A 17,532-nucleotide genomic window follows, 5' to 3' on the forward strand; every position below is an offset into this window, starting at 1 on the left:
GTCCACCCGCGGCCAGATTCTGTTACTTGTAGACCCGAACGTAGTCGACGTACATCCGCGACGGGAACGGCGTGGAGGCGTCGATCGGGCCGGGGAAGTCACCGCCCACGGCCAGGTTGAGAATCAGGTAGAACTGGTGGTCGTAGACCCACGGGCCCCGGGTCGTCTCGACCGTGTCCTTGTTGGCGACCAGGATCACGGTGTTGTCGACGCGGAACGTCATGTGCTTGCTGTCCCACTCGACCGAGTAGACGTGGTAGTCGGCCGAAAGATCCACGGTGGTGAGCTTCTGGCCGTAGCCACCCCCGCCGTTGTACGCCGGAGCGTGCAGCGTGGAGTACACCTCGTTGGTGTTCCGGCCGAGGATCTCCATGATGTCGATCTCGCCGTTGTAGGGCCAGGGGCGACCCTGCAGGAAGTCGGCGCCCATCATCCAGAACGCGGGCCACAGGCCGTTGCCCTTCGGCACCTTGATCCGGGCCTCGACGCGGCCGTACTGCGTGGTGAAGCTCGTGCTGGTGTTGATGCGGCCCGAGGTGTAGTCCCGGCCGCCCGCGGTCTCCTTGCGGGCCTCGATGACGAGCGAGCCACCCTGGATGCTGGTGTTGGCCAGGTTCGAGTAGTACTGGATCTCACCGTTCTGGCCGGTGCCCGGGTCGACGTGCCACTTGGACGTGTCGACGTTGGTGCCCGTGTTGAACTCGTCGCTCCAGACCAGGTTGGTGGCCGGGAAGACCGGGTCGGCGGGCGGGGCCGGCGGCTGGGTCGGGGCGCCGCCGGTGCCGTACACCTTGAACTCCCAGATCGAGTAGCCGTAGCCGTTGGAGCGCTGGGTGCCGTACATCCGCACGTAGCGGCCGTTGCCGTTGACGGTCAGGGTCTCCTTGAAGCCCTTGCCCGTCGTGGTGGTGTAGATGTTGGTCCAGTTGGCGGCGTCGTTGGAGGTCTGGATCTGGTACGCCACCGCGTACGCCGGGTCCCACTGCAGGACGACCTGCGTGATGTGGGCCTGCGCGCCGAGGTCGACGTAGATCCAGCCCGGGTCGACCCAGCCGTTGTCGGGGCTGGTCGCCCAGCGCGAGGCCGGGTCGTTGTCGAACGCCTTGTCGGGCGTGCACGGGTTGCAGTTCGAGTCGTTCTGCGAGGTCGACGCGACGGCCGGCTTCTTGTACGACAGCAGCACCGAGTTGCCCGGGTTGGAGGGCGACTGGCTCGGCGAGCTCGGGGTGTCGTTGGTGGTCGACGGCACGCCGGTGACGCGGACCTGGAACTCCCACAGCGAGTAGCCCCACTGCGTGGCCCGGGCGGTACCGTTCATCCGCACGTAGCGGCCGCTGCCGGTGACGTTGAGGTTCTGCACGCCGCCGGTGCTCGTGGTCGTCGTGTAGATGGTCGTCCACGTGTTGCCGTCGGTCGAGGTCTGGATCTGGTACGCCGTCGCGTAGGCGGCCTCCCAGTTCAGCGTCACGCCGCAGATCGACTGGACCGAGCCGAGGTCGACGCGCAGCCACTGCGGGTCGCTCGCGGCGCTGGACCAGCGGGTGCCGGTGTTGCCGTCGACGGCGGACGAGGCCGGCGTACCGGCGTTCTCGGTCGACGACGCGGTGGCCGTCTTGCCCTGGGCGGCGTTGGCGGAGCCGCAGCTGCCGGGCGTGCTCGGCGAGCCGCCGAAGATCTGGAACTCCCACAGCGAGATGCCGTACTGGGTGTTCTTGGCGGTCGCGTTGAGCCGGACGTACCGGCCGCTGCCCGTCACGCTCAGGCTGACGTTGGCACCGCCGGCGCCCGAGGTGGTCGAGTAGATCTGGGTCCAGTTGCTGGCGTCGTTGGACGTCTGGATGGTGAAGGCGGTCGCGTAGGCCGTCTCCCAGTTCAGCGCGACCCGGCTGATCGACTGCTGGGAGCCGAGGTCGACCTGAATCCACTGCGGCACCGAGAACGCGCTGGACCAGCGGGTGCCGGCGTTGCCGTCGGTGGCGCTGGAGGCGGGCGTGGCCGCGCTCTCGGACGAGGAGGCGGTCGTGGGCTTGCCCTGCGACAACAGGGTCTCGGCGGCGTTGGCCCGGGTGACGACCACGACGATGTACGCGCACAGCATGGCGGCCACCGCGATCGCGATGATGCCGTACCGCAGCGTGCGCCGGCTCGGGCCGGACGTTCCCGGGCTGAACCTGACGGATCGATGGCCGGGGGCGGAGACCGACCAGTCCATGTGGGACTCCTTCTGGCGGGGTGTAACACGGCGGGTTGAGAGAGCGCTCTCTCAGAAAGCCACAATGACCCTTCGGTCAAACCCTGTCAATGGCCGGGCACAATTTGACCGATCCCGGGGAGCGCTCTCTGGCTAGGCCTTCCACTCGTGCCGCAGCAGCGCCACGGCCCCGAACGTCAGCCGGTGGCCAGGACGGTGATGGTGAGCGTCGCGGCATAGAGGCCCGGCTGGGTGCGGGACGGGATCTTCAGGAACAGGTCGGCCCCGATCGTCGTCCGGCCCAGGCCGCCCGCCGCCGGCGCCACCGCCAGCACGTCCCCGCTCGGCAGCCTCGGCGTGCCCGGCGCCACCGGCGAGCCCGCGACCGCACTCCCGGACGGGTTGTTGAGCAGCACCTTCGGGGTCCAGCCCAGGTGGGCGCCGCCGAAGGAGCGGGCGCCGTCGGAGAAGTCGCCGATCTGGCCGGTGACGGTCCAGCCCGGCGAGGTCTGGTCGCGCTCGTCGACGATGGTGACCGCGCCCAGGGCGCCGGAGGCCTCGAAGGTGTGGTCGGGGCGCAGCACAGCGTCGGTCAGGCGGACCGGGTCGCTGCTCACGGTCACGGTCAGGACGCCCTCCTCGTGCGGCACGTCCACCTCGGCGTACTGCTGCTCCTCCGACCCGTCGACCACGACCGTGATCGGGTCCGAGGTGGACGGGGTGTAGGCACCCTGGTCCGAGGGGGTGAAACGGGCGACGATCGTGTTCGTGCCGAGGTTCAGTCCGAAACCGACGTAGCCGCGGGTCTGCGCCGCGCCGCCGACCACGGGAACGGGTTCACCGAGCGGCGAACCACCAGGGCCGACGGCGAGGAACTGGATGCTGCCCGCCGCGTCCGGCGGGGTGACCGTGGCGCTCAGCAGGGCGCCGCGGTTGGCCGCCGCCCGCGACGGGCCGGTCACCGTCGTGGTGGTGGCCAGCACGGTGCACGGCGAAGCGCCCTGCCGGTCGCAGGCCGGCGGCGCCGGGTCGTTCTGGGAGAGGAGGTCGGTGCCGTCGGAGGAGAACGTCGGATTGCCCGCGCAGGACTGCGGGAACGCGCCCCCCGGCTGCCGTGAGCCGGGGATCCGGGAAAGCTGCGAGAAACCGGCCTGGGCCAGGTTCATCGGCAGCGGCGCGTAGCCGAGCGCGTCGAGGCGGTCCTGACCACGGCACAGCAGGTAGCCCACGAAGTCCGCCAGCGTGTAGCCCTTGTTCTCGGTCATGCCGGCGGTCGTGTCGGTCGGCAGGATCAGGGAGGTGTACCAGGACAGCTCGTACGAACGCGGGTCCGGGTTCGTGTACACGTCGGAGAGGTCCGCGATCTGGTCCGCGCCGACCTTGGCCTTCAGCAGCGCGATGCCGACATGCCCGGCGGTCGGCGCGGTGTAGTAGCCGGCCGCGTTGAGCACCTTCGCCACCGGGAAGCCGTACGGCGCGGCGTTGGGGTTCTCGACGTACCCGATCGTCCCGTCCGCGCCCTCCTGGCTGACGTAGCCGCCGATGCCGGTGTCGCCCGGCACCGCCACCATCCACGGCGTGCGCACCGGGTACGCGACCCGCGGCCCGTCGCACCCGCAGTACTGCGTCCACAGCGCACCGTGCCGCGCGAGCAGCCAGCGCGTGAAGTTGTACGTCGAGCCCGCGGCGTCGGACCGCACGACCGGCACGATCGGGGTGGCCGGCAGCACCAGGCCGGGGTTGTCCGCGGCGATCGCCGGGTCGTCCCAGTGCGTCACGACGCCGGTGAAGATCCGCGCGATGGTGTCCCCCGACAGGCGCAGGTTCGTGACCCGCCGCCCACCGGCCGTCAGGTTGTACATCAGCGTCGTCCCGACCCCGGTGAGCGGCGCATACGTGTAGCCGCGGGCGGGCAGCTGATCGGGCTCCACGCCGTACGGGACATCCGAAGCGGCCCAGTCCACCACACCCGCCGCGAAGCTCCGCCGCCCGTTGCCCGAGCCGGTGCGCTGGTAGTTGACGCGCAGCCCGTACTGCGCGAGGTTCACGCTGGTCAGCTGCACCGCGTCGCCCGCCAGCGTCGAGCCCGCCCCGGTGACCGGCACGTAGACGTTGGCGGCCGCGGCCGGCGACGCCAGCGCGAACGCCGAGACGAGCAGGGCGAGCACCAACACGATCCCCCGAGTGCGCATGGGGACCGAGGGTCGGCCCGGCGGATGGCCGCGCGGACCGCCACGGCCGGACGCCGGACGACGAGCGGATGAACAGCGATATTAATTCGAAGTACGAAAAAAGGTCGTTTAGAGTCGCGTCGATGGCAATCGTGGAGGCACGTCAGCTGACCAAGGTCTTCCGGAGGCCGGACAAGGATCCGGGCCTACGGGGGGCCGTCAAACATCTCTTCACCAGGAGGTTCACCGACAAGATCGCGGTCGACCACGTCGACCTGTCCATCGAGGCCGGCGAGGCGGCGGCCTACGTCGGGCCCAACGGCGCCGGCAAGTCCACGACCGTGAAGCTGCTCAGCGGCATCCTGGTCCCGACCTCCGGCGACGTGCGCATCGACGGGCTGGCGCCGCGCAAGGACCGGATCGCGGTCTCGCACCGCATCGGCGTGCTGTTCGGCCAGCGTACCCAGCTGTGGTGGGACCTGCCGGTCGCCGAGTCCCTCGCGGTGCTGCGCGACATCTACGGCGTCGACCACGGCACGTTCCGCAAACGCATGGCCCGCTTCGACGAGGTCCTCGACCTGGGCGAGGTGCTGCCGGTGCTCGGCCGCAAGCTGTCGCTCGGCCAGCGGATGCGCGCCGACCTCGCCGCCGCGCTGCTGCACGCGCCGCCGGTGGTCTACCTCGACGAGCCCACCATCGGCCTCGACCTGGCCGTGAAGGACCGGGTGCGCGAGTTCTTCCGCACCCTGCGCGACGAGGGCACGACGGTGATGCTCACCAGCCACGACCTCGGCGACATCGAGGGCTTCTGCCGGCGGCTCATCATCATCGACTCCGGCCGGATCATCTTCGACGGCGACCTCGAGGCCGTGAAGGACGCCTTCGCCCGCGAGCGGATCCTCAATGTGGAGGCCGATTCGACGGTACCATTGGATGCTCTTCGAAACGCCCTGCCCGGTGCCACCGTGGAGCCCGGCGAGACCCCCGTGCAGTTCTCGGTGCGCTTCGACCGGTTCAAGATGACGGCGGGCCAGGCCGTCACGGCGCTCGCCCCGCTGACCAACCTCGTCGACTTCCACGTCGACGAACCGTCCATTGAGGACGTCATCCGCCGGGTGTACTCCGGCGAGCTGCAACTGGACCACGCGTGAGGGCCTACCGGGCGCACGCGCGGGCGGCGGCGCTCAGCGCGCTGGCGTACCGCGGCAACTTCCTCATGTCCCTCGGCGGCGTCGCCTTCCAGCTCGTCGCGCTGCTCGCGGTGTGGAAGGTGCTGCTCGGCGACGGCGCGGCGCAGGTCGGCGGGTACGACTGGCCGCACATGCGCAGCTACCTGCTCGTCGCCTTCGCCAGCGGCGCGCTGGTCGGCACGTTCGTGGACTTCCGCATGTCGCACCGCATCCAGTCCGGCCTCGTCGCGCTCGACCTGGTCAAGCCGGTGGACTACCAGCGGGCCCGGCTGTGGGAGGCGGTCGGCGGGGTCTGGATCGAGGTCGCCGTCATCGCCGTGGTGACCGGCGTGTCCATTGTGGTCAGCGGCCCGCCCGACCTGCCGCCGGGCCCCGAGCTGGCGCTGTTCGCGGCGAGCATGGTGCTGCTGGTGCCCCTCAAGTTCATCGTCGTGTACCTCTCGACGCTCGTCTGTTTCTGGACGCAGAACTTCGTCGGGGTGTTGTGGGCCCGCCAGGCGATCACCGGCCTGCTCTCAGGAGCCTTGGTGCCGCTCGCGTACTTCCCGGGCTGGCTCGCCACCGCCGCCGAGTGGTCGCCCTTCGCCGGCCTCACGTCCACGCCCGCGCTGATCTTCGTCGGGCAGGCGTCGGGGCGGCATGCCCTGCTGCTGGTCGCGGTGCAACTCGGCTGGCTGCTCCTGCTCTGGTACGCCTCGCGCGCCCTCTTCGGCCGCGCGTTGCGCCAGCTGACGGTACACGGGGGATGACGATGCGCGTGGTGCGACTCTATGCGCGGCTGATGGGCGCGCACGTCCGCTCGATCCTGGAGTACACGGGCGACTTCTGGATCATGATGGCCGGTACCGCCGTCATGCAGATCGTCAACGTGGTCTTCCTGACGGCGATCTTCGCCAAGGTCCCGGCGATCAACGGCTGGAGCTTCTGGGCCGTGGTCGCCATGTTCGGCATGGTCGCCGTGGCCGAGGGCGTCGGCTCCCTGTTCTTCGAGGGCATGTGGTCGATGGCCTGGCTGATCAACCAGGCCGACATCGACTACATGCTGGTCCGCCCGTACCCGGTGGTACTGCAGGTCAGCAGCGTCCAGATCGGCCCGCACGGCCTGACCAACATCGTCTCCGGCGGCCTGATGGTCGGCTTCGCCGTCTCCCACGTGGACGTGACGTGGTCGGCGGGGCGCATCGCCCTGGCGGTGGTCGTCCTGCTGTCGGCGATCGCCATCAAGGTCGCCATCAACCTGGCCACGAACGCCGCCTCGTTCTGGATGCAGAGCCCCAGCCCCTTGTTCGCGATGGCCGTCCACCAGGCGGGCGACCTGGCCCGGTTCCCGCTGAGCGTGTACCCGTGGGCGCTCAAAGCCGCGCTCGGCTTCGCGCTGCCGTTCGCGTTCGTCAGCTTCTTCCCGGTCGCCTACCTGCTGGGCCACGGCCAGGCCTGGGTGGGCCTGCTCACACCCCTGGTCGCGGTCTACGCGCTGGTGGTCGCCGGCTGGATCTTCACGCGGGGGCTGCGCCGCTACGAGAGCGCCGGAAACTGAACCGCCGCCGGATCACCCACCGAGCCGGACCGGGTCGCCTGATCGGCGTCCGGACGCTGGGTGATCCGGCGCCGCTCGCACCCCGTCGGCCCGACCGGCGACGTCTTCCTCACGTTCCTGGCCGCCTTCGTCGCGCTCATCGTCGCCACGCTGACCTATTCGGTCCTGGCCGGGTCTCCCGCTGGACGGCCCGCGGCTTCACCACGGTGCTGGGCCCCATCCTGACCATGTTCTACCTGGTCAACGCCACAACCGACACCGAGTCCGCCCGCGCCGCGGCCCTGGGCAGGCGGTGCGCCGACGAGGGCCCGCACCGCGTCGGCCTGATCCTGACGGTGCTCCTGCTCTGCTGCCTCGTCACGGCCCTGATCCTGAGCACCCGCCGGCGGACACTCCCCACCTGGGCGGCGCGCGGGCGCGACGTGGCCCCGGTCGTCGTGCTCGCCGTCTGCGTCACCTCGGCCCTGCTGGTCGGCGACATCGCGACGCGCTCGGCGGGTTTCATCTTGTCGCCGGGCTGGATCTACGCGTACCTGGTCATCACCTGAGCGGTGCTGCTGGCCATCGGGTTGCTGGTGACGACCGCGTACGCGCCGACCCGGCCGGCCGCACCGGAGATCCCGAGCCAGCCGGCACCGGCTCCCGCGGGCGCGCCGGACCCGGGCCGGGCGGCGCCCGATCGGGCACCGGGGGCGTGACCCGACCTCAACCCGCGGCGTGACGGGCGGTGTAGGCCGGCGCCTCCGGGCTCGAGGCGGGCGCCACGACGACGCCGGTCGGGGCCGCGAACGGTGCGAACAGCACGGCGACCCCCTCGTCCCGGCCGGTCGCGGCGCGGGCTTCGGTCTGGCGCTCGAACGCGCGGCGGGCCTCCGCGAGGGACTGGCCGGGAGGCAGGGCGGGCAGGGCGCAGATCGCGATCAGCGAGAAGACACCGAAGAGCGCGCCGAGCAGGAACCAGCCGGGCGGGTCGCGGTTCTTGCCCGCGGCGATGGCGGCGTGCAGGCCACCGAACGCGGCGGCGCCGAGCAGCAGGGCGACGATCATGTGAGCGGCATCGGACGGTCGCGGCCCGATCTGAGGCGAACGAGCGTGCTGGCTGGCGCGGGCAAGAGGGGGCCATAGGGCCGCCCAAGTAGAAAGTCATGAACGCTGATCGTTCACTGGCGGAATGTTTGACTCGTCAGATATGTTGAGGCGGTCAGAGGTCGGGGAGCCGCCCGGGCCGCAGTGAAGGTGGCGTTCGAGATGCAGTTCGGTGTGTTCACCGTCGGTGACGTTACGCAGGACCCCACGACCGGGCGGGTGCCCAGCGACGCCGAGCGGGTCAAGGCCATGACCACGATCGCGCTCAAGGCCGAGGAGGTCGGGCTGGACGTGTTCGCCATGGGCGAGCACCACAACCCGCCGTTCGTACCGTCGTCGCCGACCACGATGCTCGGCTGGATCGCGGCCAAGACGTCGCGGTTGCAGCTTTCCACGGCGACCACGCTCATCACCACCAACGACCCGGTGAAGATCGCCGAGGACTACGCGATGCTGCAGCACCTGGCCGACGGCCGGGTGGACCTCATGATGGGGCGCGGCAACACCGGGCCGGTGTACCCGTGGTTCGGCCAGGACATCCGCAACGGTATCGCGCTCGCCATCGAGAACTACGCGCTGCTGCGGCGGCTGTGGCGCGAGGACGTCGTGGACTGGGAGGGGAACTTCCGCACGCCGCTGCAGGGGTTCACGGCCACGCCGCGGCCGCTGGACGGGGTGCCGCCGTTCGTGTGGCACGGGTCGATCCGCAGCCCGGAGATCGCCGAGCAGGCCGCGTACTACGGCGACGGCTTCTTCGCCAACCACATCTTCTGGCCCAAGGAGCACACCCAGCGCATGATCGACCTGTACCGGCGGCGCTTCGAGCACTACGGGCACGGCTCGGCCGACCAGGCCATCGTCGGGCTCGGCGGGCAGGTGTTCATGCGCAAGAACTCGCAGGACGCCAAGAACGAGTTCCGGCCGTACTTCGACAACGCGCCCGTCTACGGCCACGGCCCGTCGATGGAGGACTTCACCAGCCAGACGCCGCTGACGGTGGGCAGCCCGCAGGAGGTCATCGACCGCACCCTCGGCTTCCGGGAGTACGTCGGGGACTACCAGCGCCAGCTGTTCCTGCTCGACCACGCCGGGCTGCCGCTCAAGACGGTGCTGGAGCAGCTCGACATCCTCGGCGAGGAGGTCGTGCCGGTGCTGCGCAAGGAGTTCGCGGTCGGCCGGCCCGCGCACGTGCCGGACGCACCCACCCACGAGTCCCTGAAGGCCGCCGCGCAGAAGGTGGACGCCTAGCCATGAACACGCGCTCGATCGTCGCGATCACCGCGGGACTGAGCCAGCCGTCGTCGTCGCGGCTGCTCGCCGACCGGCTGACGGACGCGGTCGCCCAGCAAGCCGTCGCCCAGCACCTCGACGCCGAGGTGCGCACGTTCGAGCTGCGCGACGTCGCCCACGACATCACCGACCACCTGCTGACCGGCTTTCCGTCGCCGGCCCTGAAGGAGGTCATCGACGCGGTCGCCGGGTCCGACGGCCTGGTGGCGGTGACGCCGATCTTCAACGCGTCCTACAGCGGCCTGTTCAAGTCGTTCTTCGACGTCCTCGGCGACGACGTGCTGGGCGACAAGCCGGTCCTGCTCGGGGCCACCGGCGGCACCGCAAGGCATTCGCTCGCCCTCGAACATGCCCTCAGACCCATGTTTTCGTACCTTCATGCAGTGGTCGCACCCACCGCGGTGTTCGCGGCCACGGAGGACTGGGCGACCGGCGGGCGGGACACCCTGCACGCGCGGATCGGCCGGGCCGCGGCCGAACTGGTCGCGCTCGTGTCCGCCCGCGAGCCGGTCACCGTGGCCGACCCGTTCGCGCTGACCACGTCGTTCGACGACCTGCTCGGCGGTCGGGGCCGCACGGTCACGAATGACCTGCGTCTTTAGAAGCGATTCAAGGGGCGACCAGTCGGCCCAGGTGCGGTCGTGAGGGGGTGTGGGTGGAGCGAAGCTCCCCCACCGCTTTTCAGGACATCGCTACCGTATGTACCGCTGCCAGGGCGCCCTTACAGCGCAGACCTTCCGCTGCGTGTTCAGCCACAGGCCCTGGACATGATCCACACGGGGAGTTCGTCGACCATGAGCTCCTCGACCACGGTGAAGCCGGCCGACCGGTACACCTCGACGTTCTTCGGGCTCGAGGTCTCCAGGTAGGCCGGCACCCCGTCCTGCTCCGCGCGGCGCAGACCGGCGGCCATCACGGTCCGGCCGAGACGACGGCCCCAATGGTCGGGGTGGGTCGCGAGCACACCGAGGTACCAATGCGGCGTCTTGGGCAGTTTCGTGTGCACGACGGACTGATAGCGTCCGAAGCGCCCGGTCTGGGGCGCGTGCTCGACGCCGTCTCCGCCGGGTGAGCGGGGCGGGTCCCACATCGCGACCGCCGCGCCGCCGTCGGCGACCCACACGGTGCCGTGCCCGACCCGCAGATCGAACAGCGACCCGGCCATCGCGGCCGCCTCGGCGGGATAGGTGCCGTCGTCGGGCAGGAACCAGCGCAGAGCCGGGTCCGCGGCGAACGCGGCGACGAAGGTGCCGACGACCGCGTCCCGATCGGCGGCGGTGGCGACGGTCACGCTGGGCTCGATCATGGGACGGGTCACTTTCGACAGGTACGCATCGATGGCGTCACGATTGCGGCTCAGACATGCGATCCGGGCGTCCATCCGATCCCGCTCCTGCCGCAGCAGCGCCACGACCTCGGGCAAGGCATCGGAGATCGTGATCGTACAGGGGTTGTCCAGGCACGGCAGCACATTCTTGATCAACCGCGTCGGCAGCCCCGCGTCGAGCAGCCCGCGGATCTGCTGCACCCGGTCGACGAGATGCTCGCCGTACTCCCGGTACCCGTTCGCCCGCCGCTCGGGCGCGAGCAGCCCCTGCTCCTCGTAGTACCGCAGCAGCCGGGCGGGCGTCCCGGTGCGCTGGGCCAGCTCCCCGATGCGCATTGACCCTCACATTAATGTGAAGGTCGGACGATGGCGAGCATGATCCTCGCCGTGCTGTCGGCCGCGCAGTTCTTCCTGGCCCTCGACTATTCCATCGTGTACGTCGCGCTGCCCGTCATCGCCCGCGACCTCCACCTGGACCTGCCGGCGGCGCAGTGGGTGGTGAGCGCGTACGCGGTACCGTTCGCGGGCCTGCTGTTGCTGGGCGGCCGCCTGTCCGACCGTCTGGGCGCCGGCCGCCTGTTCCTGGCCGCCACGCTCCTGTTCGGCGTGGCCAGCCTGGCCGGCGGCCTGGCCGGAAGCGGCACGCTCCTGCTGGCCGCGCGAGCGCTCCAGGGCCTGGCCGCGGCCCTGCTCCAACCGGCGATCCTGGGCCTGATCGGCGCCCGCTTCGAGGGCCCTGCGCGCACCCGGGCCCTGTCGGTCTGGGGCGCGGTCGGCGCCTCAGGCCTGGCCGCGGGCGTGGTCCTGGGCGGTCTGTTCACGCGCTACAGCTGGCGCTGGACCTTCCTGGTGAACGTCCCGATCACCCTGGCCTGCGCGACGGGCGCGGCGATCTGGCTGCTGTCGACGACCCGCCTCCGCCCGCCCCCGTCTCCGCTCGGCCGAACCCTGCTGACCACGCTCGCAGCGGTAACGGCGGCGCTGGGCCTGACACTCGCGGGCGCGCGGGGGTGGTCGGACTGGGCCACGATCACGCCGCTGACGGTGGCGGCGCTGCTGGGGCTCTTGCTGATCCGGCCGGCGCTGGGTCTGCGGCCGGCTTCGCTGCGGACGGGAACGCTCGCGGCCGCGCTGTACATGGCGAGCGTCGGCTCGGAGTTCTACGTCGTCACGCTGATGCTGCAGAACCGCGACGGGTACGCGCCGCTGCAGGCCGGGCTCGCGTTCCTGCCGCTTGCCGCGCTGGTCACGGTGGGCAGCTCGCTCACTTCGGGCCTGGTCCGGCGCTTCGGCCCCGCGCGAACGCTGGCGGGCGGGTTCTTGTTCGCCGCGCTGGGCCTCGGCTGGCTGGCCGTCGCGGGGCCTGGCTATTTCAGCGGGGTGCTGCCAGGGTTGCTCGTCAGCGGGGCCGCTCACGGGGTGATCTATACGGCCATGTTCGTGCTGGGGGCTCGGGATGTGCCTGCGGAGCGGCAGTCCTCGGCCGGGGCGACTATGACCACTGCGCAGTACCTGACTGGCGCCGTCTCGGTCGCCCTGCTCACCTTGCCGCTGCATGGGGGCGCTTACGGGACGGCGTTCTGGCTCACTGCTGGTGCGGCGGTCGCTGGGGCTTTGGTGGCGTCTCAGCGCGGCCAGGCATCGCTGCAGGCGGGTTAGCAGGTCGCGGCGCTTGATTTCGTCGAGCTGGCGGAGCTTTTCGGCGTGCCTTTGGGCCAGTCCCCAGTCGCGATGCCTTTTGTGTTCTTTGCGGAACGCTTCGGTGCTGGCGCAGTAGTTTCTTCGTCTTGTGGTGTCTCGCATTGCTGTCAATTCGGCACTGCCGAACAATGACATCTGACGCACGTTTTTATTATCTCACGGGCTAATTTTAAAAGCAACGGCCAGACCGATGGGCACCGCTATGTGCCCTCGGCCGATGGTCCCCGGCCGCTGGCGCGACCGGAATGTATTAGCGTGGTCCCGGTGACGACTTTGGTCACCGTTCGGTGGTCCAGGCCGTAGATTCGGGAGCCGGGTCCGCCGTGGTCGACGTTCGGTGGTCCAGGAGAGAAATCCTTAAAAAACCAATTTCCTGAGTTGTACCACCGAATGATGACCACGACGGACCCGGCAGTCTCCTACGGTCTGGACCACCAACGGTGACCAGAGTCGGACCGGGACCACGCTAACCCTGTGGGCCGCCGCCAGGCGGGCCGAACCATCGGCCGAGGGCACATTTGCGGTGACCATCGGGCCGGTGGAAAAGACCGCACGCCGGACCGATGGGCAACCGCGAAGTGCCCTCGGCCGATGGTCCCCGGCCGCTGGCGCGACCGGAATGTATTAGCGTGGTCCCGGAGACGACTTTGGTCACCGTTCGGTGGTCCAGGCCGTGAATTCGGGAGCCGGGTCCGCAGTGGTCGACGTTCGGTGGTCCAGGAAGAGAATTTGGAAGAATAAAATAAATCAGTACAAATGTGGTGACCATCGGACCGGTGGAAACCCACCCGATGGCCACCACAAGGAAAAACAGCTAAGCGGAGTGTTCCTTCTTGTCCCCAGCCCACTCCACGTGGAACGTACCCTCGCGATCCGTCCGCTTGTAGGTATGAGCCCCGAAGTTGTCCCGCAGCCCCTGAATCAGCGAAGCCGGCAGGCGGGAAGCGCGCAGCCCGTCGAAGTACGACAGCGACGACGAGAACGCCGGTGTCGGGATGCCTGCCGCCGCGGCTGCTGCGACCACGCGGCGCCAGGCGGGGACGCCCGCGTTGACGGCGTCGGCGAAGTACGGGGCGACCATGAGGCTCTTCAGGTCCTGGTTCTCGTCGTAGGCCTCGCGGATGCGGTTGAGGAAGCGGGCGCGGATGATGCAGCCGCCGCGCCAGATCGTCGACACCGCGCCGCGGTCGATGTTCCAGCCGAATTCTTCGCTGCCGGCCTGGATGTGGTCGAAGCCCTGGGCGTAGGCGACGATCTTCGAGGCGTACAGGGCCGCCCGGACGTCCTCGATGAACTGGTCGCGGTCGGCGATCGTCAGCGCCGAAACGTCGGTGCCGAAGGCGTCCCGCGCCGCGGAGCGCTGGTCGGCGTGGCCGGAGAGGGAGCGGGCGAAGGTGGCCTCGGCGATGCCGGTGATGGGGACGCCCAGGTCCAGGGCGCTCTGGACCGTCCAGCGGCCGGTGCCCTTCTGTTCGGCCTGGTCCAGGACGATGTCGACGAAGGCCTGGCCGGTGTCGCCGTCGATCTGGGACAGGACGTCGGCGGTGATCTCGATCAGGAAGGACTCGAGGTCGCCCGTGTTCCAGGTGCGGAAGATGTCGGCGATCTCGGCGGGAGTGGCGCCCAGGCCGGCCCGGAGCAGGTCGTAGGCCTCGGCGATGAGCTGCATGTCGGCGTACTCGATGCCGTTGTGGACCATTTTGACGAAGTGGCCGGCGCCGTCCGGGCCGATGTGGATGCAGCACGGGGTGCCGTCCACCTTGGCCGAAATTTTTTCGAAGATGGGGCCGAGCTTCTGGTACGACTCCGGCGAGCCGCCCGGCATGATGCTGGGGCCGAGCAGGGCGCCCTCCTCGCCGCCGGAGACGCCGGTGCCGACGAAGTGCAGGCCGTGCTCGCGCAGGGACTGCTCGCGGCGGCGGGTGTCGGCGAAGTGGGCGTTGCCGGCGTCGATGATGATGTCGCCCTCCTCCATGAGGGGGACGAGCTCGTCGATGACGGCGTCGGTGGGGCCGCCGGCCTTGACCATGATGATGACGGCCCGCGGGCGGGCCAGCGAAGCGACGAAGTCGGCCATGGATTCGCTCGGCACGAACGTGCCCTCGTGCCCGAACTCGTCCACGAGGCGGCGGGTCCGCTCGTGCGAGCGGTTGTGCACGGCGACGGTGTAACCGTTGCGGGCCAGGTTCCGGGCCAGGTTGCGGCCCATCACCGCGAGACCGGTCACGCCGATCTGCGCCAGGTCGGACATCTGCGATGCACCTCATCCAGTCGAGCTCTCTGCCCCGGACCGCCGACCACTACCCCGTGATCACGGTTCGAAGCGCGCGTTGGATCAGGCTACCCGTACCAGGGGTCAGGACGGCCGCAGTAGGTGTCTGCGCACCATGAGCGTGATGCTGCGGTCGCAGAAGGCGACGAGGTCCCACGAGATGCGCATGCGCTCTCCCGGAGCGGCCGCACGGCCGAACCGGGGCCGGCGCGGCTCGACCACGAGCGTGGCGATCTCCTCCTCGCCGTCACTCCGAAGTACGGTCTCGACTTCGTCGACGGTTCCGACGGGCCGGCCGGCCAGATCTACGACCGGCTTGTGCAGCAGATCGATCTCCATGGGTGCGACATACCCGGGCGCGCGGGAAAACTAACGGGCGCGCACCCCGTCCAGGGCGACGGTGAGCACGCGCTCGCGCTGGGACTCGTCAACGTACCCGCCCGCGGTGAGCCCGGAGATCAGCCTCAGCACGTCGTCGGCGCTCACGTCGGCCCGGGCCGCGCCGGTGCTCTGGGCGCGGGCGAGGAGCGGCTCGAACGCGGCGTACATCGCCTCGCGGGCGCCGCGCATCATCTCCGAGTCGCGGTTGATCTCCTCGTAGATGGCCCGCTTGGTGGCGACGTAGCCGACGAACCGGCGCAGCCACGCGGCGAGCGCCTCCCACGGCTCCAGCCCGGCGACGTCGTCGGCCGCGCGGCACAGGGCGTCGATCTCGCCCAGGTACACCGCGTCGAACAGGTCCTGGCGGGTGGGGAAGTTGCGGTACAGCGTGCCGATCCCGACCCCGGCCCGCCGGGCGATCTCCTCCAGCGACGCGGTCGAGCCGTGCTCGGCGAACGCGTCACGGGCGGCGGCGATGAGCGCGTCGAAGTTGCGCCGCGCGTCGGCCCGCTGCGGCCGGCGCACACCGGGCTGGGTCTGCATGCATCCACCCTTTTTCGGAGGTACGCCTCCACTTTAACACCGTCGTCTACGCTGCCCGAATGGACGGGGACGCGCTGAGCATGGCCGCCGGGAACGCGGCCGAGTTCTGGACCCGGGTGGCCCGGGCCCGCGGCTACGAGACCGAGGCCGCCGACGGCTGGCTGGCCGTCATGGGCGACGAGCGGTACGGCACCCGGGTGCTGACCCTGCGAGCAACCGACTTGTCCGACCGGAAAACGCGAACCGGGGAGCTCATCGAGGACGCGTTCGGCGCCGTCGACCTGACCGCGGAGGGCGCCACGATGCGCCAGCTTCCGATCATGATCCGGTACCCGGACGAGCCCGTCGCCGAGCCCCGCATCCCGGTCCGCCGGGTGACGGACGCGCGCGACCTGGGCACCGCCGAACGCCTGGTCGTCGAGGACTTCTCGCTGGAGCGCTTCCAGCCCTACGAGCCCGGCGTCGTCTTCCCCGCGGCGCTCCTCGACACGCTGGAGTTCTACCTCGCGGAGATCGACGGCGAACCCGTCGGCGCCTGTGTGGCAGTACCGGAGGAACACGTCGTCGGCGTGTACTGGGTGACGACCGGCACCGCCCACCGCTCGCGCGGCGTGGGACGGTCGCTGATGTACGCCCTCCTGCGCCGCTTCGACGATCGCCCCATGACGCTGACGGCCTCGAAGCTGGGCCGCCCGCTGTACGAGTCGCTGGGCTTCGCACACATCACCCAGGCGACCTGGTGGACTCGATGACCCAGTCGGGGTAGGCCGCCGCGAACTCGCCCACCCGGTCGTCCCGGGCCGCGGCGAACAGGGTCTCCGACAGCTCGTCGAGGTTCTCGTAGTCGCGGCCGTCGCGCTGCTCGGTGTTGAACTGCCCGGCGTTCGTGCGCAGCAGCGTCAGGTCGGCCGGGCCGATCGCGCGGAGGCGGACGATCCAGTCGGTGAGCGACGCGCCGTTGCCGTCGAAGGTCAGCGAGTCGCCGACGGCGCCGATCGCCCGGTTCAGCGCGATCGGGTTGGCCAGGACGCCGGCCGAGGTGATCTTCTCGGCCAGGGCGCGCAGGAGCTGCTGCTGGTGGCGCTGGCGGCCGTAGTCGCCGTCCGGGATCAGCTCGCGCTGGCGGACGTAGTCGAGGGCCTCCCAGCCGGCGAAGTGCCGGCAGCCCACGTGGTACACCTGGGCCCGCACGCCGGCGATCCTCTCCGGGCGGAACGTGGGCGGGATCAGGCGGTACGGCGGCGTCTCCTTGCCCTTCGCATCCCACCCGACGTGCACGGAGGTCGTCTCCTCGTCCACGCACAGCTCGACCCCGCCGACCGCGTCGACCACCTTGCGCAGCCCGGCGAAGTCGATGATGGCGCCGGCGTCGAAGACCAGCCCGGTGATCTGCTGGACGGTCCGGGCCAGCAGCTCGAAGCCGCCGAGGGCGAAGGCGGCGTTGAGCTTGTCGGTGCCGTGGCCGGGGATGGCGACCCGGGTGTCGCGGGGCAGCGAGATCAGGTAGGCGCGGTCGCCCGCCTCCGTCACGTGCACGACGATCACGGTGTCGGCGCGCGCGGCCGCGCGGTCCTCCTCGGGGCGGGCGTCGAGGCCGACGAGCAGGATGTTGCGGCCCGGCTCGGCGTCGAGGCGCTCGACGTCGGCGCTGGGCATGCCGGGGCCGCCCCACATGCGCGGTGCGGACCGGATGTCGATCTGGCGGGGCTCCCCCGCGCGGTCGCGGCCGGTGTCGCCGAGCAGGTCGGCCTCGCCGATCCGGCCGACCGCGTGCTGCCAGACCAGCATGGCGCCGAGCGCGACCGAGAGCACGACGGCGGCCGTGACGAACCACGCCTTCACC

Annotated in this window: 17 protein-coding genes; 9 read left to right on the plus strand and 8 right to left on the minus strand. The window is 70.2% G+C overall.

What is annotated here, in order from left to right:
• Positions 1–22: 22 nt before the first annotated feature.
• Together ACQP00_RS39600 and ACQP00_RS39605 are read right to left on the minus strand one after the other, a co-directional pair.
• Positions 23–2,212: a discoidin domain-containing protein gene (locus tag ACQP00_RS39600; RefSeq protein WP_433206471.1), complete on the minus strand. Its 2,190-nt coding sequence runs from the start codon at positions 2,210–2,212 to the stop codon at positions 23–25.
• A 176-nt stretch (positions 2,213–2,388) separates the two neighbouring features.
• A complete protein-coding gene (locus tag ACQP00_RS39605; protein ID WP_433206474.1) occupies positions 2,389–4,383 on the minus strand; it encodes a substrate-binding domain-containing protein in 1,995 nt (664 codons plus the stop codon).
• Positions 4,384–4,505: 122 nt separating this feature from the next.
• On the opposite strand from ACQP00_RS39605, the gene ACQP00_RS39610 reads away from it, so the two are divergent.
• The 5 genes from ACQP00_RS39610 (at position 4,506) to ACQP00_RS39630 (ending at position 7,787) form a co-directional block, all read left to right on the plus strand.
• Positions 4,506–5,513 (plus strand): ABC transporter ATP-binding protein, encoded by a 1,008-nt coding sequence (locus tag ACQP00_RS39610; protein ID WP_433206477.1) that lies wholly within the window; start codon positions 4,506–4,508, stop codon positions 5,511–5,513.
• Positions 5,510–6,301 (plus strand): ABC transporter permease, encoded by a 792-nt coding sequence (locus tag ACQP00_RS39615; protein ID WP_433206480.1) that lies wholly within the window; start codon positions 5,510–5,512, stop codon positions 6,299–6,301. The genes ACQP00_RS39610 and ACQP00_RS39615 overlap by 4 nt, the downstream gene beginning before the upstream one ends.
• A 2-nt stretch (positions 6,302–6,303) precedes the next feature.
• Positions 6,304–7,089 carry an ABC transporter permease gene (locus ACQP00_RS39620; RefSeq protein ID WP_433206483.1) on the plus strand — a complete coding sequence of 262 codons (786 nt, stop codon included), beginning with the start codon at positions 6,304–6,306 and terminating at the stop codon, positions 7,087–7,089.
• A 206-nt stretch (positions 7,090–7,295) separates the two neighbouring features.
• Entirely contained in the window at positions 7,296–7,637 is a 342-nt protein-coding gene (locus ACQP00_RS39625; RefSeq protein WP_433206486.1) for a hypothetical protein, read from the plus strand.
• A 3-nt stretch (positions 7,638–7,640) separates the two neighbouring features.
• Positions 7,641–7,787 carry a hypothetical protein gene (locus tag ACQP00_RS39630; RefSeq protein WP_433206489.1) on the plus strand — a complete coding sequence of 49 codons (147 nt, stop codon included), beginning with the start codon at positions 7,641–7,643 and terminating at the stop codon, positions 7,785–7,787.
• Between the two features lie 7 nt (positions 7,788–7,794).
• Here ACQP00_RS39630 and ACQP00_RS39635 read toward each other — a convergent pair whose 3' ends face one another.
• A complete protein-coding gene (locus ACQP00_RS39635) occupies positions 7,795–8,136 on the minus strand; it encodes a hypothetical protein (protein WP_433206492.1) in 342 nt (113 codons plus the stop codon).
• Between the two features lie 201 nt (positions 8,137–8,337).
• On the opposite strand from ACQP00_RS39635, the gene ACQP00_RS39640 reads away from it, so the two are divergent.
• Together ACQP00_RS39640 and ACQP00_RS39645 are read left to right on the plus strand one after the other, a co-directional pair.
• A complete protein-coding gene (locus ACQP00_RS39640) occupies positions 8,338–9,423 on the plus strand; it encodes an LLM class flavin-dependent oxidoreductase (RefSeq protein WP_433206495.1) in 1,086 nt (361 codons plus the stop codon).
• Positions 9,424–9,425: 2 nt separating this feature from the next.
• Positions 9,426–10,067: an FMN reductase gene (locus tag ACQP00_RS39645; RefSeq protein WP_433206498.1), complete on the plus strand. Its 642-nt coding sequence runs from the start codon at positions 9,426–9,428 to the stop codon at positions 10,065–10,067.
• Between the two features lie 146 nt (positions 10,068–10,213).
• On the opposite strand, the gene ACQP00_RS39650 is transcribed toward ACQP00_RS39645, so the two are convergent.
• Positions 10,214–11,128 carry a GNAT family N-acetyltransferase gene (locus ACQP00_RS39650; protein ID WP_433206501.1) on the minus strand — a complete coding sequence of 305 codons (915 nt, stop codon included), beginning with the start codon at positions 11,126–11,128 and terminating at the stop codon, positions 10,214–10,216.
• Between the two features lie 30 nt (positions 11,129–11,158).
• On the opposite strand from ACQP00_RS39650, the gene ACQP00_RS39655 reads away from it, so the two are divergent.
• Positions 11,159–12,451: an MFS transporter gene (locus ACQP00_RS39655; protein ID WP_433206504.1), complete on the plus strand. Its 1,293-nt coding sequence runs from the start codon at positions 11,159–11,161 to the stop codon at positions 12,449–12,451.
• Positions 12,452–13,307: 856 nt separating this feature from the next.
• Here the strand turns inward: ACQP00_RS39655 and gndA are convergent.
• From gndA to ACQP00_RS39670, 3 genes are all read right to left on the minus strand, one after another.
• Positions 13,308–14,744, minus strand: coding sequence for an NADP-dependent phosphogluconate dehydrogenase (gndA, locus tag ACQP00_RS39660; RefSeq protein WP_433206507.1), 1,437 nt, complete (start codon positions 14,742–14,744; stop codon positions 13,308–13,310).
• A gap of 105 nt (positions 14,745–14,849) precedes the next feature.
• Positions 14,850–15,104: a PRC-barrel domain-containing protein gene (locus ACQP00_RS39665; RefSeq protein ID WP_433206510.1), complete on the minus strand. Its 255-nt coding sequence runs from the start codon at positions 15,102–15,104 to the stop codon at positions 14,850–14,852.
• Between the two features lie 30 nt (positions 15,105–15,134).
• Positions 15,135–15,689 carry a TetR/AcrR family transcriptional regulator gene (locus ACQP00_RS39670; protein WP_433206513.1) on the minus strand — a complete coding sequence of 185 codons (555 nt, stop codon included), beginning with the start codon at positions 15,687–15,689 and terminating at the stop codon, positions 15,135–15,137.
• Positions 15,690–15,748: 59 nt separating this feature from the next.
• Here ACQP00_RS39670 and ACQP00_RS39675 point away from each other — a divergent pair, with 59 nt between their 5' ends.
• The gene (locus ACQP00_RS39675; RefSeq protein ID WP_433206516.1) at positions 15,749–16,441 is read left to right on the plus strand and encodes a GNAT family N-acetyltransferase; all 693 of its coding nucleotides are present in this window, start codon (positions 15,749–15,751) and stop codon (positions 16,439–16,441) included.
• Here the strand turns inward: ACQP00_RS39675 and ACQP00_RS39680 are convergent.
• A complete protein-coding gene (locus ACQP00_RS39680) occupies positions 16,413–17,531 on the minus strand; it encodes an LCP family protein (protein WP_433206519.1) in 1,119 nt (372 codons plus the stop codon). The two genes, ACQP00_RS39675 and ACQP00_RS39680, sit on opposite strands and share 29 nt — an antisense overlap.
• Position 17,532 lies beyond the last annotated feature (1 nt).

The organism is Dactylosporangium sp. CS-047395 (assembly GCF_050942185.1).
Taxonomy (GTDB): Bacteria; Actinomycetota; Actinomycetes; order Mycobacteriales; family Micromonosporaceae; genus Dactylosporangium.

What these genes read in the sequence shown, in the direction of transcription:
- ACQP00_RS39670 (WP_433206513.1), bottom strand. Translation starts at nt 15,689, where the DNA reads ATGCAGACCCAGCCCGGTGTGCGCCGGCCGCAGCGGGCCGACGCGCGG.
- ACQP00_RS39675 (WP_433206516.1), top strand. Translation starts at nt 15,749, where the DNA reads ATGGACGGGGACGCGCTGAGCATGGCCGCCGGGAACGCGGCCGAGTTC.
- ACQP00_RS39645 (WP_433206498.1), top strand. Translation starts at nt 9,426, where the DNA reads ATGAACACGCGCTCGATCGTCGCGATCACCGCGGGACTGAGCCAGCCG.
- ACQP00_RS39600 (WP_433206471.1), bottom strand. Translation starts at nt 2,212, where the DNA reads ATGGACTGGTCGGTCTCCGCCCCCGGCCATCGATCCGTCAGGTTCAGC.
- ACQP00_RS39655 (WP_433206504.1), top strand. Translation starts at nt 11,159, where the DNA reads ATGGCGAGCATGATCCTCGCCGTGCTGTCGGCCGCGCAGTTCTTCCTG.
- ACQP00_RS39665 (WP_433206510.1), bottom strand. Translation starts at nt 15,104, where the DNA reads ATGGAGATCGATCTGCTGCACAAGCCGGTCGTAGATCTGGCCGGCCGG.
- ACQP00_RS39610 (WP_433206477.1), top strand. Translation starts at nt 4,506, where the DNA reads ATGGCAATCGTGGAGGCACGTCAGCTGACCAAGGTCTTCCGGAGGCCG.
- gndA (WP_433206507.1), bottom strand. Translation starts at nt 14,744, where the DNA reads ATGTCCGACCTGGCGCAGATCGGCGTGACCGGTCTCGCGGTGATGGGC.
- ACQP00_RS39605 (WP_433206474.1), bottom strand. Translation starts at nt 4,383, where the DNA reads ATGCGCACTCGGGGGATCGTGTTGGTGCTCGCCCTGCTCGTCTCGGCG.
- ACQP00_RS39640 (WP_433206495.1), top strand. Translation starts at nt 8,338, where the DNA reads ATGCAGTTCGGTGTGTTCACCGTCGGTGACGTTACGCAGGACCCCACG.
- ACQP00_RS39650 (WP_433206501.1), bottom strand. Translation starts at nt 11,128, where the DNA reads ATGCGCATCGGGGAGCTGGCCCAGCGCACCGGGACGCCCGCCCGGCTG.
- ACQP00_RS39635 (WP_433206492.1), bottom strand. Translation starts at nt 8,136, where the DNA reads ATGATCGTCGCCCTGCTGCTCGGCGCCGCCGCGTTCGGTGGCCTGCAC.
- ACQP00_RS39620 (WP_433206483.1), top strand. Translation starts at nt 6,304, where the DNA reads ATGCGCGTGGTGCGACTCTATGCGCGGCTGATGGGCGCGCACGTCCGC.